Here is a 22410-nt window from a genome sequence, read left to right as displayed (position 1 = left end):
CTAAGTCTCTGTCCCTATTGGAAACGCGAAGGCGCGTATGGTGCAAGGTCTAAATTCGGTGCTGTGCCGGAAATGAGTTGCGCCAGGATGCGGCCGGTCTTCGGACCGCCGGTGAGCCCCACATGGTGGTGGCCGAAGCCGAGAAAGGCGCCTTTTGCGCCCGGCACCTCGCCGATCAGCGGTATGGAGTCGGTGGGCGCGGGGCGATGGCCCATCCATTCGCTGGTTTCTTTCCATGTAAGGCTGGGCATGGCGGCTTGTATGTTCTTGGTCAGGAGAGCGAAAGGCGCGCGCGAAGCCGGCGCCTCCAGTCCGCCGAACTCGACAATGCCGGCAAGCCTGAGCCGCCCTTCCATCGGTGTTATGACGAACTTGCCCGCGGCCACCATGACGGGCGAGCGCGGCATGAGGCTCGGCTCCCAAAGCTCCAGGTGATAGCCGCGCTCGCTTTCGAGCGGCACGTCGAGGCCGAGCTTGCGGCAAAGCGGCTTCGACCAGACGCCGGTGGCAAGCACCGCCGCCGAACAGGGGAGCGTCTCCCCGCCGATGCGCACGCCCGTGACGCGACCATTCTCGCGCACGAGATCGCCGACTTCGCCCTTGACGATCCTGCCGCCCGATACCGCGACATGGGCGGCGAGGTCCTTCACATAGCGTCCCGGATCGGAAATGCGGCCATGATCGGGAAGCCGCGCGGCGAAGCCGAGGTGATCGGCAAAGGCGGGATCGTAGGCGCGAAAGGCCTGCCCTTCGAGCTCGTCCCAGCGAAAGCCGTGGTCGCGGCGGATGGACCAGCCGAGGGCATCTCCGTTGAAATGCGCTCGGTCGCGATAGACGAAGACATAGTCGGACGGCACGAGCCATTTTTCCGCGCCGGTGCCTTGGCTCAGCGCCTGATGCTCGGCATGGCTGTCGCCGATGATCGGGGCGAGGGCGGCGGCGATGCGCCGGGCGTGCTCCGGCGTGCAGTGCCTCAGATAGGCTTGCAGCCACGGCGCCAGCCTTGGCAGGTACGACCATCGCAGGAAGAGCGGCTGGCGCGGGTCGAAGAGCATGCGCGGCGCCTTGCGCATGAGGCCGGGGACGGTGACGGGTACGATCGAGCAGGAGGCGAGCACGCCGCCATTGCCGTAGCTCGTCCCCTCGCCCGGTTCGCCGCGGTCGATGAGGATGACTTCATGGCCGGTGCGCTGCAACCAGATGGCGGTCGAAACGCCGACGATGCCGGCCCCGATGACGGCGACGGGGAGGCGGTCTTGTGCGCCGTTTGCGGCCATCAGGCGACCCATTCGGAGACGGGGGCCGCGGCCTCGTCGAGCGGCTGGGTGACAATGTCGACCAGCGTCGGCCCGCCGGCTTCGAGCGCCTGGTGCAGCACCGTTTCGAGCTTCGCCGGGTCCTCGACCTTCCAGCTCTTCAGGCCGTAGGCGGCGGCGACGGCCGCGTGGTCCGTGCGCGTGAAGTCGACATTGTGGAAGCGGGCGCCGAAGCCCGAGCGCTGGCCGGCCTTGATCCAGCCATAAGCGCTGTTCGACAGGGTGATGAAGGTGATTGGCATGCGGTAGCGCACCACCGTCTCCAGTTCGCCGACACTCATGCCGAAGGAGCCGTCGCCCATCACGGCGACGGTCTTGACATCCGGCCGCCCGACATGGGCTCCGATCGCCGCGCCCATGGCGTAGCCGAGCGCGCCGTGGGCGCGGTTGGTGATGAAGTGACGGCCGGCCGAGGGCCAGCGGTAGTGCGCCGAGAAATAGGGGCACGGCGTGCCGGGATCGGCGCAGACGATGGCGTCGGCATCGAGAAGGCGCTGCAGCGTAGCGATGATGCGCTCCGGCCGGATCGGCGTCTCGTCGGAGGCGGCCAGCGGCGCGAAGGCGGCGCGTTTCGCCTGCCAGGCCGCCGAGGCGCGTGCCTCACCTTCGTTCGCGCCCTTCGCGCCGCGCCTTTCGAGCACAGCGACGATCGCCTCGAGTGCCAGCCGCGCATCCGCGGCGACAGCGGCTTCGATGGCGTAGTTGGCGCCGATGACGGCGGGGTCGGAATCGATATGGACGATCCGTGCGCCGGGCGTGGGGCTGCGCCACCGCTCCGTGGTGACGGAACCCGCACGGCAGCCGATGAAGAGCACAAGGTCTGCCTCGTCCACCACGACGCGGGTGGCGGGGACGCCGCCGTTGGAGCCGACCACGCCGAGGGCGCGCGGATCGGTCTCGGCGATGGCGCCCTGGCCGGAGACGGTGGTCGCGACCGGCAGGTCGAGCATCCGGGCGAGCTTTAAGAGCGGCTCCATCGCGTTTGCCAGCACCACGCCGCCGCCGCAGACGGCCACCGCGCGCCTGGCGGAGGAGAGTGCTGCGGCTGCCGCGTCGACGGCTCCCGGATCCGGGGCGGCGGGCATCGCCGGGAAGGTCTGGTGGCGCGGGTCGGCCCAGATGTCATCCGGCGTCACCTCGGCCTTCTGCACGTCGAAGGGCAGCGCCAGATGCACCGCGCCTGGCCGCCCCGTGGTCATCTCCCGGAAGGCCCGGCGCACCATGGCGGGCAGGCGCTCGGCGTCGTCCAGCGAGGCGTTCCACTTGGTGAGCGGCCTGAACAGCGCCACCTGGTCGAGCTCGGTCAGCGGATAGCGGCCGCGCGAGGCGGTCGACACGTCGCTGTTGATCGCCAGCACAGGCACCGAGCTTTCGTTCGCCTCGACCACGCCGGGCAGGATGTAGGTCGCCCCGCCGCCGGACGGGCCCTCGCAGACGCCGGGCCGCCCGGTCACGCGGGCGTAGGCGTCGGCCATATAGGCTGCGTGGCGCTCGTCACGGGTCAACAGGTGAGTGATGCCGTGGTCGAGCCGGAAGAGCGCGTCGTAGAGCGGCAGTGTGGTGTCTCCGCACAGGCCGAATATGTGCCTGACACCGTAGGCATCGAGCATCCTCACCATGGCTTCGGCGCCGGTGAGCGTATTTTGCGGTGTGGTTGAAGTCATCGATGACCGTTCGAAGGGCTTGGACGCACGGGCAGGAAGCCCGTATACAGGCGCGAATGGGAGGGGCCGTCAAGACGGGACTTCCAGATCATGCCGCTCAGGAACGAATCATGCGTGTAAAAGGCGGGAAGCCGGTTTATGGTGCCGCGGTCGGCATCCTGATGCTCGAGGCGCGCTTTCCGCGCATACCCGGCGACATGGGCAATGCGCTCACCTGGCCGTTTCCTGTCCTCTACAAGGTCGTCCGCGGCGCCACGCCCGACCGCGTGGTGCGGCGGAACGCGGAAGGCCTGCTCGGCGTCTTCGTTGATGCGGCGCGGGAGCTGGTGGCCGATGGCGCCGACGGCATTACCACCAATTGCGGGTTCCTGTCGCTCTTCCAGGACGAGCTTGCCGAGGCGGTGGGCGTGCCGGTGGCAACGTCCTCGCTGATGCAGGTCGCGCTCGTGAACCGGCTCCTGCCCAAGGGCAAGCGCGCCGGCATCTTGACCATTTCGGGATCGACGCTGACACCCCTCCATCTGGAAAAAGCCGGCGCTCCTGCCGACACACCGATCGGCACAACGGAAGGAGGACGTGAATTCACCCGCGTCATCCTCGGCGACGAGAACGAGCTGGATGTCGAGGCTGCGCGGCAGGACAATGTCGAAGCAGCCTTGCAACTGGCCGCGACTAATCCCGACCTTGGCGCCATCGTGCTCGAATGCACGAACATGATCCCCTATGCCGCCGACATCCGCGAGGCGACAGGCCTGCCGGCGTTCTCGATGGCGAGCTTCGTCCATTGGTTCCACGGCGCACTGCAGCCGGGGAGATGGCCCACGTAGAAGGGAGTGCGGTGGGAGCATAAACGGGATTATTCCCGCTACCGTGGATGGAGTCTTTGTTCGGCTTCGCCGGATCCCCATCCTCAATCCCTCTCCACCCCCTCGACAAACTCAGGAGGGGAGGGAAACCCGGCCGAGCGCGACACTGCTTGCGAGCCGGAGCGCCGGCCATCGATTCCTGAATCCGCAAAAAGAGCGGCGACCCAGTCAACGAAAACCCTCAGCTTGTTGCTGAGGTGCCTGTTCGGCGGGAAGACCACGTAGATCGGCATCGCGTCCCTGTTCCACTCGGTGAGGACCGGCTGCAGGGTGCCGTCGCGAAATGCGTCCTCGACCATGAAGCGGGGAGCCTGTGCGACACCCATTCCAGCTCTTACGGCTGTCATGTATGTCATGGCATCGTTGACCGATAGGACGGAGCGCCCAATCACTTCGAGCTGTTCATCCCCCCGGTTGAAGACGAAGGGCAGCTGGCGGCCGTTCTCGGCGCGGAAATAGCCCACCACATGGTGGCCCTGCTCCAGATCGCGCGGATGCCGGGGTTCGCCGTATCTTGCCACGTACGTAGCGGCGGCACAGGTCACCAGGCTCATCTCCGAGATGCGTCTGGCGATCAGCGACGGTTCGGAAAGCTCTCCGACCCGGATTGCGCAATCAACATTCTCAGCGAGGATGTCGATCTGTCGATCCGAAACGCCAAGATCGATCCCGATATCCGGATAGCGGGCATGAAAATCGCACATTGCGGGGATGAGAATCAGGCTCGCCAGCGCTCCCGACATGTCGACCCGCAACCTGCCCTGAGGGAGGGAGGAGGAGGAGGCCATGCTGCTGTCCAGCTCCTCGATATCCGCCAGGAGCCTGAGCGCCCTTTCGTAGTAGAGCGCTCCATCGGGGGTCACCAGAACGCGGCGGGTCGTCCTGTTCAGAAGTTTCGTCCGAAGGTGCGCTTCCAGTCCCTGTATCAGCTTGGTCACGGTCGCCTTCGGCATATCGAGGGAGTCCGAGGCGCGCGTGAAATTGCCTGTTTCCACGACGCGAACGTAGGCGCGCATCGCAGCAAGCTGGTCCATCCCCTGTCTCCTGGTGCTACGTTGATTATTCATATGTAGAAATAGTGAAGTCATAAATAGCAGACTTTTTCCAAGAGGAGAACAATACCATCTTCCAAATCGACACTGGACGACCCGGCCGTCAGGGGCGCGGCGACGTTATCGCGCGTCTCCTGACGAGGTGTTGTCAGGAGAGTTGTGCGATACGCCAACGGAATTTCTCGCAGCCGGGACGGTTGCTCATACGGGAAGATGCTGGAAGCCATGGGAACGGAGTGGACAGAGGAGAGGTTTGATGCTGCCGCCGGATCGGTTCCGGTGCGCATCTACCGCGACAATGTCCTCACGAAATCGCCCCCTCTCGTGCTGCACCTGCATGGAGGCGCCTTTCTCAACGGTTCGCTGGCAACCGGGCAATTGGTTTCCACGCTGCTTGCCAAGGCGGGGGCTGTCGTGGTTTCGGCCGACTATTCCAGTGCAAACGAGCATCCCTTCCCGGCGGCGCTTCAGCTCTCGTTCGACATCATGAGGTCGTTGTGCAGCCGGCGCGCGAGCCTGGCGCACAGGCAATCCTCTCTGTTCGTGGCCGGGGAAGAGGCCGGAGGCAATCTTGCGGCCGGCGTCGCACTCATGGCCCGCGACCAGCACATGGGAGGGCTACAGGGGCAGATCCTGCTCTCGCCGATGCTCGACCCGTGCATGGCGACAGGCTCGTTCCGCAAGGCGGAAGCGGGCGCAAGCGGCTGCAGGTGGGCGGATGGCTGGAACCGCTATCTCGGATTTGCCGCCAAGGCCTGCCACCCCTACGCCGCACCCGCCTATTGCATGCGGCTTGCCGGGGTCGCTCCGGCACTCGTGCTGACAGCCGAGGACGACCCGATGCACGACGAGAGCCTGAAATATGCGACGCGCCTGAGGGAGGCGGGCGTCGCCGTGCGTGAGCACGTTTTGACTGTTCGGACCGGATGGCCGGGCGCCTACGGCAATAGCGTGGGCGTGCAGCCGGACTGGGGGGAGACCGTTTGCGGCCATTTCGCCGCGTTCTTCCATGAAACCGGAGCGTTTTCCCACTGACACGGACTGTTTTGACCTGATCCGGCCCTAGCGCCGCAAGGAGACGATTCATGAAAAGAACTATCACCCGCGGGCTCCTCTGGGGAGCCGGCCTGGTTGTTGTCGCGTCGATCGCAGGCACCATCTTGTTGCCGAAGTCACTCGACGGGGCCCCGGCCGACACAACTGCCGCCGCGCCTGCCCAGCAGGCCATACCCGTATCCGTTGCCGTGGTCGAACCGCGCGAGGTCACGGTTTGGCGGGAATTTTCCGGCCGCCTGGAAGCAGTCGATCGCGTGGAGGTTCGCTCCCGCGTCGCCGGCGCCATCCAGTCGGTGCATTTCCGCGAAGGGGCGCTGGTGGAGAAGGGCGATCTGCTCATCGCCATCGATCCCGCACCCTTTGAAGCGGCGGTCGCACAGGCGGAGGCCATTGTCGCCGCCGCCGAGGCGCGTGTGGAACTGAGCAAGCTCGAACTTGAGCGTGGACGCCGGCTTGCCGCCTCCCGTACCGTCTCGCAAAGCGATCTCGACCAACGCCTGAGCGCTCACCATGAGGCGGAAGCCAGCCTTCGTTCGGCCAAGGCGGCGCTGCAGTCCGCCCGCCTCGATCTCGGCTATACGGAGATTCGCGCCCCGATCTCGGGCCGCGTCGGCCAACTCGAGATCACGGCCGGCAATCTGGTCGCGGCAGGTGCCGGCTCGCCGGTTCTGGCAAGGCTGGTTTCGGTCGATCCGATTTATGCGAGCTTCGACATCGATGAGCGGTTCGTGACGCGTGCCCTGTCGCAGCTACCGACGACGGAGGCGGGTGCGCCGGCCGTGGAACAGATCCCCGTGCGGATCAGCACGGCAGATGAAGACGGCACGCCGATCCAGGGGCACCTTCAGCTCATCGACAACGAAGTGGACACGGCGAGCGGGACGGTGCGTGCCCGGGCGGTTATCGACAATGCCGACGGTCGCCTTATCCCTGGCCAGTTCGTGCGCGTGCGCGTGGGCCAGCCCAAGCCGGAGCGGCAACTCATGATCAGCGAGCGGGCAGTCGGGACCGATCAGGACAAGAAGTTCGTCCTTGTCGTCGATGCGGAAAACACCCTTGCCTATCGCCCGGTGACGCTGGGCCCCTCGACTGAAGGTCTGCGTATCGTCGAAAGCGGCCTTGAGCCGGGAGAGCGTATCGTCGTCAACGGTCTGCAAAGGGTCCGGCCTGGCGCCCTCGTAGAGCCTCAGGTAGCGGATGCAGCGCCGGCCGAGCGGGCGATGGCCGAAGCTGACGGATCTAGACTCTAGTCGTAGCCGGGAGCGGAGGTTTCTCCGTTCCCGACACCGAACATTACCGAAAATCCCTTCGCGACGATGCACGCCATTCGCCGCGAACTATCCACCGATGCCAACGCACTGCCGGAAGGGGCGGATGTGACATGAATATTTCAAGATTTTTCGTCGACCGGCCGGTCTTCGCGGGTGTGCTGTCGGTCTTGATCCTGGTCGCCGGCCTGCTTGGCCTACGTGCCTTACCGATTTCGGAGTATCCCGAAGTTGTTCCGCCGTCGATCGTTGTCCGCGCACAGTATCCAGGCGCCAATCCGAAGGTCATCGCCGAGACGGTGGCAACACCGATCGAGGAAGCCATCAACGGTGTCGAGGACATGCTTTACATGTCGAGCCAGGGCACGACGGATGGCCTGATGACGCTGACGGTCACCTTCAAGCTCGGCACCGATCCGGATAAGGCACAGCAACTCGTGCAGAACCGGGTCGCGCAGGCCGCACCGCGCCTGCCCGAGGAAGTGCGCCGCCTTGGCGTCACCACTGTCAAAAGTTCGCCCGACCTGACGATGGTCGTGCACCTTCTATCGCCGAACGACCGCTACGACATCACCTATCTGCGCAATTACGCAGTGCTCAAGGTCAAGGACCGGCTCGCGCGTATCAACGGCGTCGGCGATGTGCAGGTCTTCGGCTCGGGCGATTATTCCATGCGCGTCTGGCTCGACCCGCAGAAGGTGGCGGAGCGCAATCTTTCGGCGAGCGACGTGGTCCAGGCGATCCGCGGGCAGAACATCCAGGCCGCCGCCGGTGTCGTCGGCGCATCGCCGAGTGTCCCCGGCCTCGATCTGCAGCTTTCCATCAACGCGCAAGGACGACTGCAGAGCGCGGAGGAGTTCGGCAACATCATCGTGAAGGCCGGCGACAACGGCGAGATCACGCGCTTGCGCGATGTCGCCCGTGTGGAGCTCGGAGCGGCGGAGTATGCGCTGCGCTCGCTGCTCGACAACAAGCCGGCCGTTGCGATCGGAATATTCCAGGCGCCAAATTCCAACGCGATCGAGATTTCCGACAATATCGAGGCGGTGATGAGCGAGCTCCAGCAGGTCATGCCGGAGGGGGTCGAATACCGGATCGTCTATGACACGACGCAGTTTGTCCGCGCCTCGATCGATGCGGTGGTGCACACGCTGCTCGAGGCGATCGCTCTGGTCGTGCTCGTCGTCATCGTGTTCCTGCAGACTTGGCGTGCCTCAATTATTCCGCTGGTCGCCGTCCCGGTTTCGATCATCGGCACGTTCGCGGTGCTTTACATGCTGGGCTTTTCCATCAACGCCCTCACGCTCTTCGGTCTTGTGCTCGCCATCGGCATTGTCGTCGACGACGCCATCGTCGTGGTGGAGAATGTCGAGCGCAACATCGAAGAGGGCCTGGCGCCGCGCGAGGCGACGTACCGGGCCATGCGGGAGGTCTCGGGCCCGATCATTGCGATTTCGCTGGTGCTGGTTGCCGTGTTCGTGCCGCTTGCCTTCATCTCCGGGCTCAGCGGGCAATTCTATCGCCAGTTCGCCGTGACGATTGCGATATCCACCGTGATTTCCGCATTCAATTCGCTCACCCTGTCGCCGGCGCTGGCGGCTCTGCTCTTACGCGGCCACGATGCGCCGAAGGATTGGCTTACCCGTGTCATCGATAAGGTGTTCGGCTGGTTCTTCCGCGGCTTCAACTATGCCTTCGGCCATGGTTCTCAGTATTATAGCGGTGGCGTTGGACGCATCCTGTCGCGCAAGACGGTGATCATGGGGCTCTATCTCGTGCTCGTCGGCGCGACCTTCGGCATGTTCAACGTGGTGCCCGGCGGTTTCGTGCCTGCGCAGGACAAACAATATCTTGTCGGGTTCGCGCAATTGCCGGACGGTGCAACACTCGACCGCACCGATGAGGTCATCCGGCGCATGGGCGACATCGCCCTGGAGCAGCCGGGTGTCGAAAGTGCCGTGGCCTTCCCCGGCCTGTCGATCAACGGTTTCACCAACAGCTCCAACGCCGGCATTGTCTTCCTGACCCTGAAGCCGTTCGAGGAACGCCAGGCGCCGGAGCTTTCCGGCGGGGCGATCGCCCAGCAGCTCAATGCGCAGTATGCGGGCATTCAGGAGGCCTTCATCGCCATGTTCCCGCCGCCTCCGGTCCAGGGGCTCGGCACGATCGGTGGCTTCAAGCTGCAGATCGAGGACCGCAACGGCCTCGGCTACCAAGCGCTCGACGAAGCGACCAAGGCGTTTCTTGCTAAGGCCTACGCCGCGCCGGAGCTGGCGGGGTTGTTTTCCAGCTACCAGGTCAACGTTCCGCAGCTCTATGCCGATCTCGACCGGACCAAGGCGCACCAGCTCGGCGTGGCGGTGACCGATGTCTTCGACACGCTGCAGATCTATCTCGGCTCGCTCTATGTCAATGACTTCAATCAGTTCGGCAGGACCTATTCCGTGCGCGTTCAGGCGGATGCGCCTTTTCGCGGGCGGGCGGACGATATCGGCCGGCTGGAGGTCAGGTCGCAATCCGGCGAGATGATCCCGCTGTCGGCACTGCTTGACGTGGAGCCCAGTGCCGGACCGGAGCGTGCGATGCGCTATAACGGCTTCCTGTCGGCGGATATAAGCGGTGGGCCGGCGCCCGGCTATTCGTCGGGCGAAGCGCAGGCGGCGGTGGAGCGGATTGCCGCGGAGACCTTGCCACCGGGGATCAGCTTTGAATGGACGGAACTGACCTACCAGCAGATCTTAGCCGGAAATTCGGGAATCGTGATCTTCCCGCTGGCGCTGCTTCTGGTGTTCCTGGTGCTGGCGGCGCTCTATGAAAGCCTGACACTGCCGCTGGCGATCATCATGATCGTGCCGATGGGTATATTGGCAGCGCTTACCGGAGTTTGGCTGAGTGAGGGTGACAACAACATCTTCACGCAGATCGGGCTTATCGTTCTCGTCGGATTGTCGGCCAAGAACGCCATCCTGATGGTCGAATTCGCGCGTGAGCTCGAATTCGCCGGCATGACGCCGAAGGAAGCGGCAATCGAGGCCAGCAGGCTCCGGCTGCGCCCGATCCTGATGACGTCGATGGCCTTCATCATGGGCGTGGTGCCGCTGGTGCTTTCCTCCGGCGCGGGCGCGGAGATGCGCGCGGCGATGGGGATTGCGGTGTTTGCCGGCATGATCGGCGTGACGGCCTTCGGCATCTTTCTGACACCGGTCTTCTACGTGGCACTGCGTCGCCTCGCCGGCAATCGGCCGCTGAAGCAAACGGGGGAGGCGACGATCCCCGCTCCCGCCGTCAGCGCGGGTGAATGAGCGGGGTGGCGGCCAGGCATGGAGCGTGCGTTCACCGCTCTTTGCCTGCCGCCGCCTCCCCGCCGATGAAAGGCACCTGCCGCAGGAACACGGGCGCAACGAGAACGACGCCCACGAGTGTGGCGTAAAGGTCCGGAGCCACCAGCAGGATCGCGGCCACTATGAGGAGTGCTCGTTCGTATGCACGTAGCGGTGCGAAAAGCCAGTTGGCGAAGGCGGCCGAGAGCATCCAGATGCCCGCCATCGCACCGGTCCCAGCGAGCAGGAATTCGGTCCAGCTGAAGCCTTCGACGACGAGCAGCAAGGAGGGCGAGAACACGAAGACGAAAGGCACCAGTGCCTTGCCCATACCAAGCCGAAAGGCGGTGTTGCCGGCCTTGAAGGCGTTGGCCCCGGCAATGCCGGCGGCGGCATAGGCCGCCAAGGCCACGGGCGGTGTGATGTCGGCCAGCACGCCGTAATAGAAGACGAAGAAATGGGCGACGAGCGGCTCAACGCCGAGCAGGCCCAGAATCGGCGCCGCCACGGCAATCATGATGAGGTAGTTTGCCGTGGTGGGAATGCCGCAGCCCATCAGGACGCACACCACCGCCGTCATGATGAGCGTGAACAGCAGCGTCAGCGCTGTGACGCTCAGCACCTCGAAGGGCAGAAACGCGAGGCTGGCCGACACGCTTTGAGCCCATCCGGCGGCGATGGAGGTGACCATGTAGGCGATCTTGAAGCCCACGCCGGTCAGCGTAACGACGCCGATGACGACGCCGACGAGCGCTGCCGCCGCCGTGACGGAGAGCGAGTACTTCGCACCCACCACCAAACCATCCCAGGTCTCGCGGACGCTTTCGCTGAGCGCGGTGCGGATGTCGTGGCGGATCAGGTTCTGGATCACCAGGACGAGAAGGCAGGAGGTGATGCCCCAGAAGGCGGCGAGATAGGGCGTCTTGCCGGACAGGAGCACGGCCACCAGCACGAACAGCGGCAGCGTCGTCAGCCAGCCGGCCTTGAAGACGACCCAGGCGACCGGAAGCTCGTCCTTGGTCAGCCCGCGGAGGCCGCGCCGCCGCGCCTCGAGATGCACCTGCACCAAAACGCCGAAGAAATGCATGAAGGCCGGCACCAGCGCGGCGGTGAGGATCGTCGTCAGCGGCACGCCGAGATACTCGATCATCAGGAAGGCGACCGCGCCCATGACAGGCGGCGTGATCTGCCCGCCGGTGGAGCTGGCCGCTTCGACCGCGGCAGCGAAGTGGCGCGGATAGCCGATGCGGATCATGGCGGGAATGGTGAGCGAGCCGGTGGTCACCGTGTTGGCGATGGACGAGCCAGAGATGGAGCCGAGCATCGCCGAAGACAGGACCGACACCTTGGCGGGACCCCCGGAATAGCGCCCCGCGAGCGCGGAGGCGAGATCGATGAAGAGCTGCCCGAGCCCGATCCGCGTGGCCAGCACGCCAAACAGGACGAAGTGGAACACGTAGGTAGAGATGACGCCGAGGGCCGTGCCGTAGATGCCCTGACTGGTCAGGTAAAGGTGGTTGACGATGTTGTCCCAACTCGCCCCCGGATGCGCCAGGACGCCCGGCATCGACCGGCCGAAATAGGCATAGGCGATGAACAGGATCGCGATCACCGGCAGCGGCCATCCCATGGCCCGCCGGGTGGCTTCCAACATCACGACGATCAGGACCGTGCCCATGAAAACGTCGATGGGCAGCGGGTTGCCGACGCGGAAGGCCAGGTCGTTGAAGATCCATGGAACATAAAGCGCCGTCACGGCGCCGGCGATGGCGAAGAGCCAGTCATATAGCGGCAGGCCCAGTGGCCTCAGGAGGCCGGAACGCGGCTCGCGCGGTTGTCCCCAGGCGGCAAAGAAGACGAAGGTAAGCGCCAGCGTGAAGGCAAGGTGCAGGCCGCGATGGGTCGTTGCCTGCGGGATGCCGAAGCCGGCGGTGTAGTAGTGATAGCAGGAGAGGATGAACAGCGCGCCGGCGGCGGTCCAGCCGAGGAGGGGCGGCAAGGGGCGGAACCGCACTTCCGGGTCGAAGCGCTCCTCCAGCTCCTTCATCTGTTGCTCGGTCAACGCCTCTGTGCGTTCAGCTTCAGACGGAGCCGCCATCCTGCACGACCTTTCGGGAAACGAGGGCGGCGGTATTGCCCGCCCGCCATCTGGAAGGCGACCCGGCGCCTGCGGTGCCGGGTCGCTGTTCAGCCGGCTGTCTGCCGGTCAACTAGGCTACTCGCTCAACACACCGGCTTCGCGGTAGAACTTTTCGGCGCCGGGATGGAGCGGAATGCCGACGCCGTCCAACGCCGTCTCAAGCGTGATCTGTTGGCCCTTCTGGTGGCCCGCGTCGAGAAGCTTGCGCGTGTTGTCGTTCCACAGCGCCTTGGTGATCCCGTAGATCAGATCCTCGGGCTGGTCGGCGCTGGTGATCCACTGGGCACCGACGGAAAGCGTCGTCACCTCTTCTTCCACGCCATCGTAGGTGCCTGCCGGAACGATGTTCTCAGCAAAGAAGGTGTATTCGTCCCTCACCGTGGCAGCCTCTTCACCCGAGATTGGCACCAGGGTGATGTCGTGCTGGCTGGCCAGCTCGGCGATGGCGCCGGCCGGGAAGCCGCCGACGAAGAAGAAGGCGTCCATCGCGCCGTCGCGCATACGCTCGGCGGCCTGGTCGGGCTTGAGGTAATGCGCCTCGACGTCATCCTCGCTCAGACCGTAGGCCTCCAGGATGATCCGAGCATCCACCAGCGTTCCCGAACCCGGCTCGTCGAGAGAGACTTGCTTGCCGGCAAGATCGTCAACACTGTCGATGCCGCTTTGGGCGCTGGCGACGAGGTGGATGGTCTCGGGGTAGAGATTGGCGATGGCGCGCAATTTCTCCACCGGCTCGCGGTCTTCCCAGATTCCCGTACCGGCGTGGGCCCAGGTGGCGACGTCGGATTGCGAGAAGCCCGATTCGAGCGAGCCGCCGGCGATCGCATTGACATTGGCTACCGAACCGTTGGACGAAACCGCTGTCGCGATCAGGCCCGGCACGCCGCAGGAACCGCCTTCCTCGCAGGGACGCGAGCCGGGCGGGTTGGAGATGGCGTTGGCGATCAAACCGCCGATGGGATAGTAGGTGCCGGCCGTGCCGCCGGTGCCGATGCGGAAAAACTGCGGTTGCTGGGCCAGCGTGACGCCGCCGGCTGCGATGCAAAATGCGATGGCCCCAACCATCGAGAAGAGGCGTCTGTTCATTTCGGTTCTCCCTCTGGAAAAATGTGGTGGAATGTCAGCTAGCATCCATCATGACACTCATCAATCTTTCCCGTAACCGTAAAGAGATGGCGGTGTCTTTCCCTCCCCTCAAGGGGGATGGGGTTTTTCGTCATCTCAGCATCCCCTCGTAGATGCCAGGTTCCGAGTCCGGGATCTCGATTGCCGGGCAATGACGCCGGTAAAAATCAACCGGCCCGGCACCGCCGATGACGGCGTAGCCGTAGCCGGCTTCGCGCATGGCGTGGAGCGTCGCCAGAAGGAGCCGGCGGCCCAGGCCTTTTCCGCGCGCGGCCTTGCTGACGCCGGTGGGGCCGAAAAAGCCACGTGCCGTTGCGTCATAGCAGGCGAAGCCGAGCAGCGTCTTGCCCTCGACGGCGAGGTAGACGCCCGGCGGTCGGCCGGCCATCGCCACCGAGCACTCGCTCGCCCAGCCCTTGTTGAAGTGCTTCTGCGCGAAAGCACATATAGCATGCATCTCCGGCGCCAGGGCGCGGCGTACGGTGACGCCGTTCTCTACGCCTGTCCCGGGCTCTTGGGGGAGCTTGTAGAGGGGTACGAGAAGGTCGGGCATGGGCGGGTCCCTTGGCTTGGTGGCGGCGTTTCGGGAAAGGGTTGCTTCGTAGGTCGACCGTTTGCTGCGTGGCAGTTCCGGCATGGGTCCTCGGTCAAGCCCGAGGACCATGCCGGAACCTCGACACCCCGCTACAGATCAACCGTCGTGGTATCACTCCTCTCCCGCCGCCACCGAACCGGCCGGCAGGGCGGCGCGCCATTGTTCGAGGAAGATTTCGCGTTTGGCCCGGTCGAGGCCCACCAGGAGCGCCGGGGTCATTGCGATGGGGCGCAGCGTCTGTGGGTCGGCGCTACCGCTTGCCGCCAGCGCGGCAAGCCGCTCGGGGCCGTCGATGGGCGACAGGAGGCGGATTTCGGAGGAAAGGATGTCGCGGCCTTCCGCGGACAGCATGAAGGCGATGAAGTTCTCCGCAAGCTCCAGCTGTCGCGCGGCTTTGGCGACAAAGGCGGCGCGGGCGAGCACGAGGGTATAGTCGTCGGGGAGGACTATGCCGAAGCGCTCGTCGCTTTCGATGCGCTGAAGCGCGTAGGAGCCGAGTACATTGTAGCCGATGAGGAGGCGCCCGTCGGCCACCCGGTCGAGGATATCGGCGGTGCAGCAGAAAAGGCGCGCGCGGTTGCGTCCGAGGCTTTCCACCAGACGGCCCCAGGTGCTGGCCTGCAGCGCGTCCTGGAAGGCGAAGAGATAGCCGACGCCGGAGCTTTCGATGTCGTAGGTGCCGACCTTGCCGACGAAATCCTGGCTTTCGCGCAGAAGGTCGATGAGCTCGAAGCGGCTTTCGGGAACCCGACGATTTTCGAAATAGGCGCGGTTGTAGACGGTGACGGCGGGCTCGAAGGTGAGGCCGACAAGCTCCTCGCGCCAACGCGCCCAGTCGGGAAGACCGGCGCGCGCTTCTGCGCCGAGCGGCAGGGCGCAGCCGTCGTTGACCAGCTTGAGCTGCTGATCGATCGAGGAGGAAATGACGAGGTCGGCGATGAAGCGATCCTCTTCGCAGGCTGCCGCGACATCGTCGGCGACCTCGTTGGTGGTGAGCTCGCGGTAGGTGATGGTAACGCCCGGGTTCTGGCGCTGGAAGGCGAGCAGGATGGGCTCGAAGATGACGAAGTCCGTGGTGCTCTCGATCACCAGATGCGCCTGCGATTCTTCTCCGCGCGGCGGCATGCGCGTCTCGGCCGCGCCGGCAGGCGAGGCGATGACGGCGGCAAGGAGGAGAGGAGCGAGCCGCCTCATGGCCGCGTTACCGGGATTTCCAGACCGATGGCGAAGCCGTTCTCGCCGGTGCGGCGGGCGAGGCGCGCCCCGTGTGTGGCTGCCACCGAGGCGACGATGGAAAGCCCGAGCCCGGCGCTGTCGGGGCTGATGCCGTCCGAGGTGAAGCGCTCGCCGATGCGTGCGGCGAGAGCCTCGGGAATGCCGGACCCATGGTCGCGCACCATGATCGAGGCCCATCCGTCGTGCCGCTCGACCAATATTGTGATGGGGGCGCCACCATGTTTGGCGGCGTTGTTCAGGAGGTTCTTCACCGCTTCGCGCAGGCTCACCGGGTCGCCTTCGACCCACACCTCCTCGTCCGGCAGCTCGACGGTGATCGCCTGGGCGGAGGCGGCACGCGTCTCGCGCTCGGCTTCCAGCGCCACGCGTCTGAGATCGATCATTTCCCTTGCGGCCGTGTCGGCGCGATGGGCGATCAGCGCGTGACTTAGAAGCTGGTCGGCCAGCCGGCCGAGGCCTACGCTGCGCGCATAGAGCCGTCGGTGCAGCCGGTTGAGCCTCTCCGGGTCCTTTTCCTCCAGCGCAAGCTGCGCCTGCGCACGGAGCGCGGTGATCGGCGTGCGGATCTGGTGGGCGGCGTCGGCGACGAAGTTCTGCATGGCCTCAATGCGGCTTTCGAGCCGCCCCATGAAGCGGTTGATCGCCGCCACCAGCACGGCGACCTCCTCCGGCGCCGGCACGTCGATGGGCGACAGATCGTTCGCCTCACGCTCGAGGATGGCGCGCTCGACGCGGGCAAGCGGGCGCAGCGCCACGCGCAGGACGAGGAGCGCCAGGAAGAGGAGGAGCACGCCGGCAGCAGCGATGATGAGCACGGCGTTGGTGGCGATGCTGGCGGCAAGGCCGGTGCGCTCGCGCGTCGTCTGGGCGACGACGATGATCACCTGTCCGCTCATGGAGCGTTCGGCGAGCAGGCGCGTGAGCTTGACGGCGCGGATGGCCGTGTCCTTGTAGCGAGCGTCGTAGATGGCATCAGAGCCGGCGTTGCCAGGTGGCAGGGGCAGGTCTTCGTATCCGGTCATGGTGTGCCCGTCGGGGCCGATGACGCGGTAGAAGACGCGGTCGGAGCGGGCGAGCGACAAAAGCTCGAAGGCGGAGACCGGCAGGTCGACTCTTACCCGCCCGTCCGTCACCGAAACGCGCTCGGCGATCTGCAGGGCGGCCCCGCGCAGGAGCCGGTCGAAGGTCTCGTCACTCGCCGCCTGACCGAAGCGCGTCGCCGCAACGACGCTCGCCAGCACTACCAGGACCAGGATGAGGACCATGGCCACGCCCAGCCGGAAGGCGATGGACTGGCCGCGTGCGGTGTCGGCGGCAAGCGCGGTCATGGCGCCTTCGCCCCCTCGCGCAGCATGGCCTGATAGCCGAGGCCGCGCAGGGTCTTTATCTCAAGATCGGCGCCGTCCAACTTGCGCCTGAGGCGGGCAATGTAGACTTCGACGGCGTTGAGGCCTGCCTCGCCCGTCAGGCCATAGAGGCGAGAATAGAGCTCGTCTTTTTCGAGCACGCGGCCCAGATTCCCCATGAAGGCCTCGAGCAGGATGAACTCGCGCCGCGTCAACTCCACCTCGCGGCCAGCGACAGCGACGGCGCGGGCGGCGAAATTGCAGCGCAGGTTGCCGGCCTCCACCACCGCTTCCGCAGCACCGTGCCGGCGGCGGCTGACAGCGCGGGCGCGCGCCTCCAGTTCGCGCAGGTCGAAGGGTTTGACCAGATAGTCGTCGGCGCCGAAGTCGAGCGCGTCGATCTTGTCCTCCACATGCATACGGGCGGTAAGCACCAGTACCGGCACCGGGTTCTTCGCGGCGCGGAGCTGTTTGAGCAGTTCCAGTCCGGAACCGTCGGGCAGGTTCAAGTCGAGGATGACGAGGTCGTAGGGCTCCGTAAGCCCGAGGAAATGCGCGGCGTCTTCGCGGCTTGCCGCATGGTCGCAGACGTGGCCCTGGCGCTGGAAATGCGCAAGGATCGCCTCGGCGACGTCCTCGGTATCCTCCACCACCAAAACACGCACGCTCTTTTTCTCCTCCGCAAAATGACAGCTTAGTGACAGCTTGCAGCCGTATCCTCATCGAACCTTCGCACGAAACCCGTGCGGCAGGAACAAGGGAGGATTCCTTATGAAGAAGCTCATAGCGGCCGGTGCCGCAACCCTTTTTGCAACCTTCGCTCCGATGGGCGCGTCTTTCGCGTTCGAGGCGGGAAACACCGAGTGCATCGCGCCGGCCAATGCCGGCGGCGGCTGGGACTTCACCTGCCGTCAGGTGGGAAAGGCGCTCTACGATCTTAAGATCGTGCCGAGCCCGGTGCAGGTCACCAACCTTGCCGGCGGCGGCGGTGGCGTGGCCTTCGCCGAGGTGGTCGCCAAGCGCAACGGTGACGACAGCCTGATCGTCGCTGCATCCTCGGCGACCACGACGCGGCTTGCCCAGGGCGCTTTCCCCGGCGCTAGCAGGGACCAGGTGCGGTGGCTGGGCACCATCGGTGCCGACTACGGCGTTATCGCCGTGGCCAAGGATTCGCCCGTCGAAACGCTTGCCGACCTGTTCGAGGCGGTGAAGGAGAACCCGTCCGCGGTGTCGTTCGCCGGCGGCTCCGCTGTCGGCGGCTGGGACCACCTGAAGGTGCTGGTGGCCGCCAAGGCGGCCGGCATCGAGGATGCGCGCTCGATCAAATACGTCGCCTTCGAGGGCGGCGGCGAGGCGGTGACGCAGCTCCTGGGCGGCCACGTGCAGGCGTTTTCCGGCGATATCTCCGAGACCAAGGGTTTTGTTGATTCGGGCGACCTGAAGGTGCTGGCGGTGCTCGCAGAAGAGCGGCTGCCGGGCGAGTTCGGCAAGTTCCCGACGGCCAAGGAGCAGGGCATCGATGCGGTCGGCGCCAACTGGCGCGGCTTCTATGCGCCGGGTGGCATGAGCGACGAGGCCTACGACTTCTGGGTCGACGCCATCAAGACGACCTATGAGAGCGAGGAGTGGAAGGCGGTGATGGAGGCCAACGGCCTGATGCCGCTCGCCGAGTTCGGCGACGACTTCAACGCCTTCGTCAGCGGCGAGATTGCCAACACCGAGGCGCTGAGCCGCGAGATCGGCATCCTGCAATAAGCACCCGCAAAGGGGCGGTCGGGTCGCGAGACGGATGTTTCGCGGCCCACATCCCTTGATCTTGGGAGGACGCCATGAGCGATCGCATACTGGGCGGCACCTGTCTGCTGCTTTCCATGCTGTACATCTATTTCGCCGCCCAGACCCAGGTCGGCTTCATCTCCGATCCGATGGGGCCGAAGGCATTTCCCATCGCCGTTGGGGTGGTGCTGGCGCTGGCTGCGCTCTACACGCTCTTCAAGCCAGACCCAGAGCCGGTGTGGCCGCATCTCGGGCGCTTCGGCGAGATCGTCTTCGCCGTCGTCGTCATGGTGGCCTACACCTATGCGCTGCCCGAGTTCGGCTTCGTCATCTCCACCAGCGTCACCGCCGGGCTGCTCTCCTGGCGGCTGGGCGCCGGGCCGGTTGCCGCTTCGATCGCCGGCGTCACCATTGCGGTGGGTATTTTCGTCATCTTCCGGCTGGTTCTGAAGCTGTCGCTGGCCATTGGTCCCTGGGGGTTCTGACATGGATATCCTGGCAAGTCTCGGCGACGGCTTCGCCGTCGCGCTCACCTGGCAAAACCTGGGGCTGGCACTGATCGGCTGCTTTCTCGGCACCATCATCGGCGCGCTGCCGGGCCTCGGCCCCGCCAACGGCGTCGCCATCCTCATCCCGCTCGCCTTCACACTCGGCCTGCCGGCTACACCGGCGCTGATCCTGCTCACCTCGGTTTATTTCGGCGCCATGTATGGCGGGCGTATCTCATCGATCCTGCTCAACATTCCCGGCGACGAGCCGGCGATGATGACTACGCTCGACGGTTATCCGATGACGCAGAAGGGGCAGGCGGGCGAGGCGCTGGCGCTGTCCGGCGTCGCCTCCTTCGTCGGTGCCTTCTTCGCCACCTGGGGGTTGGTGTTCCTGGCGCCGCAGCTCGTCAAGGTGGCGCTCCTGTTCGGACCGGCCGAATATTTCGCGCTCTTCACGCTGGCCTTCGCCACGCTCGGCGGGATCGCCGCGCGCAGTCAAGCTAAGGCCGTGATCGCCGCAGCGCTGGGGCTCGCGATCGCCATGGTCGGCGTCGACCATCAGACGGGCGTGCCGCGGCTCACCTTCGGCGAGATCCATCTCTACGAGGGCATCCACTTCCTCATCGCCATCGTCGGCTTGTTCGCAATCTCTGAGGTGTTCCTGTTCCTCGAGCACCCGAACGGCTCGGCACCGGGCGATGCCAGGGCGAAGCTCAACCGGCTGACTGCGCCGCTGCCCATGCTCAAGAAGACGACGGGCTCGATGGCGCGCGGCACGGTGATCGGCTTCCTCTCCGGTGTCTTGCCGGGGGCAGGGGCTTCGCTCGGCTCCTTCGTCGCCTATACGTTGGAGAAGCGGCTCAAGGACAAGGAAGGCACCTTCGGCAAGGGCGATCCGCGCGGCGTGGCCGCGCCCGAGGCCGGCAATAACGCGGCCGCCGGCGGCGCGCTGGTGCCCATGCTGGCGCTCGGCGTGCCGGGCTCCGGCACGACGGCCGTGCTTCTCGCCATGCTGATGGCGCTCAACATCACGCCCGGGCCGCTGCTCTTCACCCAGCAGCCGGAGGTGGTGTGGGGGCTGATCGCCGCGCTCTTCATCGGCAATGTCATGCTGCTTCTGCTCAACGTGCCCATGGTGGGGCTGTTCGTGCGCGTCCTGCAGGTACCGGCGAAGTATCTCATGCCGGCAGTCGCCATGGTCTCCTTCGTCGGCATCTACGGTCTGTCGGGCTCGACCTTCGATCTCCTGGTGATGATCATCTTCGGGGTGGGTGGCTATCTCCTGCGCAAGCTCGATGTGCCGCTGGTGCCGGTGATCCTCGGCATTCTGCTCGGCAACGAGATGGAGAAGAACCTGCGCCGCGCGCTGACCATCTCCGACGGGGATCTGTCGATCCTGTGGGGATCGCCCATAGCGATCACGATCTGGGTGCTGGCGATCCTGGGTTTCGTGGCGCCGCTTCTCGTCGGGCGCATACTGCGGGCCAAGAAGAGTGCAATCGTCGCGCCGTAAGGCGCGACGATCTCCTGCCGGCTGCAGCGGGTCGAAAACTCAGTAGACGATAGCGAACCGGTCAGGCGCTTCCTCCGAATCGGTCGCTTCAGCTGAAACACCGGCCACGCGAGCGGCCGGCGGGCCTTCGCCCAGCCGCTCCAGCATCGTTTCGACCGCCGCCCCTGGCCCGACAATGAACGCCGTCACCGCGCCGTCGGGCTCGTTGCGCACCCAGCCGGTCAATCCCAGCCGCTCGGCCTCCGCGCGGGTCCAGGCGCGGAAGTTCACGCCCTGCACCCTGCCGGTGACGCGCACATGTTTCGCCTCCAAACCATCCTTCACGGGCAGCCTCCTGTTCGCTTCGAATGGAATCTGCCGCAATGATCTGGAAAATCCAGTCGCAAGTCGCGCGGTGCAGGAAGGCGGAAGTGGTGGTGGCGCCGTAACGGTTGCACCTGGTGCTGTATTGCCGATTATTGGCGGCACCAAACGGGAGGCGTAGGTGGAAACGAAAAACGAGCCGCCTTTTCAGGTAAAGACGTTCGGCATCATTCTTGGTACCGAACGTTTCGAGGAATGCGTCCACTTCTACCGCGACACGCTGGGCCTGCCGGTCTGGTTCGAGAAGGAGCGCCTCGTCTGCCTACGCTATGGCGACGGCTATCTCATGGTAGAAACCGGCGGGGTGGCGAGGAACCACCGGAAGCCGAACAAAGAGAACCCGACGACGCTGCGGCTCAATGTCGAGGATGTCGAAAGCGCGGCCGCGGCGCTGAGGGAGCGGGGTGTGGAGGTCGAGATCAAGTCGTTTTCCTGGGGGACGGTGGGCATATTCATGGATCCCGATGGCAACGCCTGCGAATTGAAGAATGCGGACGATCCGTATTTTGCGTGAGGTACGCGAACGCCAATCAGGATGCAGCGCAGCCTATCGCCCTTTGTCCTTCCGCCACGCGGCGAATTTTTCCAGGTTCCCTTCCTTTGTCGCGGGATAAAGCCCGACGATCGTTGCGCCGGCCTTGACCTGCTCGACCACGAAATCCTCGTAGGCCGTCATCTCGAACGCCTCTTGGGCCACCTCATCGGCCAGATGCGCGGGGATGATTATGACACTGTCGTCATCGCCCACCACGATGTCGCCGGGAAAGACGGCGACGTCGCCGCAGCCGATGGGCGCATTAATCTCGATGGCCTCGTGGAGTGTCAGGTTTGTCGGGGAAGAGGGACGGTTGTGGTAGGCGGGGATGTCGAGGCCGCCGATCACCGCCGCGTCGCGAAAGCCGCCGTCGGTGACGACGCCGGCGCTGCCGCGCACCATCAGCCGCGTGATGAGAATATCGCCGGCGGATGCCGCGCGGGCATCCTTGCGGCTGTCCATGACGAGCACATGACCCGGCGGGCAGGTCTCGATGGCCTTGCGCTGCGGATGGTCCGGGTTGCGGAACTCGGCAAGCTGGTTGCGGTCCTCGCGGGCGGGCATGTAGCGGAGCGTGAAGGCCGGGCCGACCATGTTTCGCCCCTTGGGCGCCACGGGGCGGACGTCCTGGATGACCTGGTTGCGCAACCCGCGTTTGAAGAGGGCCGTCGCCAAGGTGGCGACGGAGACCTGCATCAGTTTCTCGCGGGTGCCTTCCGAAAGCGTTTCAATGCCCATTACGCGTCCA

General features: G+C 65.3%; 19 protein-coding genes. 8 read left to right on the top strand and 11 right to left on the bottom strand.

What is annotated here, in order from left to right; genetic code table 11:
* Positions 1 to 14: 14 nt before the first annotated feature.
* Together N5A92_RS18720 and N5A92_RS18715 are read right to left on the bottom strand one after the other, a co-directional pair.
* The gene (locus N5A92_RS18720; RefSeq protein WP_260905400.1) at positions 15 to 1277 is read right to left on the bottom strand and encodes an NAD(P)/FAD-dependent oxidoreductase; all 1263 of its coding nucleotides are present in this window, start codon (positions 1275 to 1277) and stop codon (positions 15 to 17) included.
* On the bottom strand, positions 1277 to 2980 hold the full coding sequence (locus tag N5A92_RS18715) for a thiamine pyrophosphate-binding protein (RefSeq protein ID WP_260905399.1): 1704 nt from the start codon (positions 2978 to 2980) through the stop codon (positions 1277 to 1279). The genes N5A92_RS18720 and N5A92_RS18715 overlap by 1 nt, the downstream gene beginning before the upstream one ends.
* A 110-nt stretch (positions 2981 to 3090) precedes the next feature.
* On the opposite strand from N5A92_RS18715, the gene N5A92_RS18710 reads away from it, so the two are divergent.
* Complete coding sequence (locus N5A92_RS18710; RefSeq protein ID WP_260905398.1) at positions 3091 to 3807, top strand: aspartate/glutamate racemase family protein; 717 nt, start codon at positions 3091 to 3093, stop codon at positions 3805 to 3807.
* Positions 3808 to 3890: 83 nt separating this feature from the next.
* Here the strand turns inward: N5A92_RS18710 and N5A92_RS18705 are convergent, their stop codons facing one another.
* Positions 3891 to 4880, bottom strand: coding sequence for a LysR family transcriptional regulator (locus tag N5A92_RS18705; RefSeq protein ID WP_260905397.1), 990 nt, complete (start codon positions 4878 to 4880; stop codon positions 3891 to 3893).
* Positions 4881 to 5123: 243 nt separating this feature from the next.
* Here N5A92_RS18705 and N5A92_RS18700 point away from each other — a divergent pair, with 243 nt between their 5' ends.
* The 3 genes from N5A92_RS18700 (at position 5124) to N5A92_RS18690 (ending at position 10524) form a co-directional block, all read left to right on the top strand.
* A complete protein-coding gene (locus N5A92_RS18700; RefSeq protein WP_425248612.1) occupies positions 5124 to 5933 on the top strand; it encodes an alpha/beta hydrolase in 810 nt (269 codons plus the stop codon).
* Positions 5934 to 5983: 50 nt separating this feature from the next.
* Positions 5984 to 7204 (top strand): efflux RND transporter periplasmic adaptor subunit, encoded by a 1221-nt coding sequence (locus N5A92_RS18695; protein ID WP_260905395.1) that lies wholly within the window; start codon positions 5984 to 5986, stop codon positions 7202 to 7204.
* A 131-nt stretch (positions 7205 to 7335) separates the two neighbouring features.
* Positions 7336 to 10524, top strand: a complete 3189-nt coding sequence (locus tag N5A92_RS18690) for an efflux RND transporter permease subunit (protein WP_260905394.1) — start codon at positions 7336 to 7338, stop codon at positions 10522 to 10524.
* Positions 10525 to 10555: 31 nt separating this feature from the next.
* On the opposite strand, the gene N5A92_RS18685 is transcribed toward N5A92_RS18690, so the two are convergent.
* The 6 genes from N5A92_RS18685 to N5A92_RS18660 all read right to left on the bottom strand — a co-directional run bounded on the left by N5A92_RS18685 (position 10556) and on the right by N5A92_RS18660 (position 17649).
* Positions 10556 to 12640 (bottom strand): TRAP transporter permease, encoded by a 2085-nt coding sequence (locus tag N5A92_RS18685; protein ID WP_260905393.1) that lies wholly within the window; start codon positions 12638 to 12640, stop codon positions 10556 to 10558.
* 117 nt (positions 12641 to 12757) lie between these two features.
* On the bottom strand, positions 12758 to 13768 hold the full coding sequence (locus tag N5A92_RS18680) for a TAXI family TRAP transporter solute-binding subunit (protein ID WP_260905392.1): 1011 nt from the start codon (positions 13766 to 13768) through the stop codon (positions 12758 to 12760).
* Between the two features lie 130 nt (positions 13769 to 13898).
* The gene (locus N5A92_RS18675; RefSeq protein WP_260905391.1) at positions 13899 to 14360 is read right to left on the bottom strand and encodes a GNAT family N-acetyltransferase; all 462 of its coding nucleotides are present in this window, start codon (positions 14358 to 14360) and stop codon (positions 13899 to 13901) included.
* A 153-nt stretch (positions 14361 to 14513) separates the two neighbouring features.
* Positions 14514 to 15596 (bottom strand): ABC transporter substrate-binding protein, encoded by a 1083-nt coding sequence (locus N5A92_RS18670; protein ID WP_260905390.1) that lies wholly within the window; start codon positions 15594 to 15596, stop codon positions 14514 to 14516.
* Positions 15593 to 16966 carry a sensor histidine kinase gene (locus N5A92_RS18665; protein ID WP_260905389.1) on the bottom strand — a complete coding sequence of 458 codons (1374 nt, stop codon included), beginning with the start codon at positions 16964 to 16966 and terminating at the stop codon, positions 15593 to 15595. Before N5A92_RS18665 ends, N5A92_RS18670 begins: the two co-directional genes overlap by 4 nt.
* Entirely contained in the window at positions 16963 to 17649 is a 687-nt protein-coding gene (locus N5A92_RS18660; protein WP_260905388.1) for a response regulator transcription factor, read from the bottom strand. Before N5A92_RS18660 ends, N5A92_RS18665 begins: the two co-directional genes overlap by 4 nt.
* Before the next feature lie 106 nt (positions 17650 to 17755).
* Here N5A92_RS18660 and N5A92_RS18655 point away from each other — a divergent pair, with 106 nt between their 5' ends.
* The 3 genes from N5A92_RS18655 to N5A92_RS18645 all read left to right on the top strand — a co-directional run bounded on the left by N5A92_RS18655 (position 17756) and on the right by N5A92_RS18645 (position 20764).
* On the top strand, positions 17756 to 18739 hold the full coding sequence (locus N5A92_RS18655) for a Bug family tripartite tricarboxylate transporter substrate binding protein (RefSeq protein ID WP_260905387.1): 984 nt from the start codon (positions 17756 to 17758) through the stop codon (positions 18737 to 18739).
* A 74-nt stretch (positions 18740 to 18813) separates the two neighbouring features.
* Entirely contained in the window at positions 18814 to 19245 is a 432-nt protein-coding gene (locus N5A92_RS18650; protein WP_260905386.1) for a tripartite tricarboxylate transporter TctB family protein, read from the top strand.
* Between the two features lies 1 nt (position 19246).
* On the top strand, positions 19247 to 20764 hold the full coding sequence (locus tag N5A92_RS18645) for a tripartite tricarboxylate transporter permease (protein WP_260905385.1): 1518 nt from the start codon (positions 19247 to 19249) through the stop codon (positions 20762 to 20764).
* A gap of 39 nt (positions 20765 to 20803) precedes the next feature.
* Here N5A92_RS18645 and N5A92_RS18640 read toward each other — a convergent pair whose 3' ends face one another.
* Positions 20804 to 21088, bottom strand: a complete 285-nt coding sequence (locus tag N5A92_RS18640; RefSeq protein ID WP_260905384.1) for an acylphosphatase — start codon at positions 21086 to 21088, stop codon at positions 20804 to 20806.
* A 160-nt stretch (positions 21089 to 21248) separates the two neighbouring features.
* Here N5A92_RS18640 and N5A92_RS18635 point away from each other — a divergent pair, with 160 nt between their 5' ends.
* Positions 21249 to 21641, top strand: coding sequence for a VOC family protein (locus N5A92_RS18635; protein WP_260905383.1), 393 nt, complete (start codon positions 21249 to 21251; stop codon positions 21639 to 21641).
* A 33-nt stretch (positions 21642 to 21674) separates the two neighbouring features.
* Here N5A92_RS18635 and N5A92_RS18630 read toward each other — a convergent pair whose 3' ends face one another.
* On the bottom strand, positions 21675 to 22400 hold the full coding sequence (locus N5A92_RS18630) for a ribonuclease activity regulator RraA (protein ID WP_260905382.1): 726 nt from the start codon (positions 22398 to 22400) through the stop codon (positions 21675 to 21677).
* Positions 22401 to 22410 lie beyond the last annotated feature (10 nt).

Origin of the sequence: Chelativorans salis, from assembly GCF_025336525.1 — a bacterium.
GTDB lineage: Bacteria > Pseudomonadota > Alphaproteobacteria > Rhizobiales > Rhizobiaceae > Chelativorans > Chelativorans salis.
Note: the sequence above shows the minus strand (reverse complement) of the source record. Positions and strands in the feature narration are given on the sequence as shown.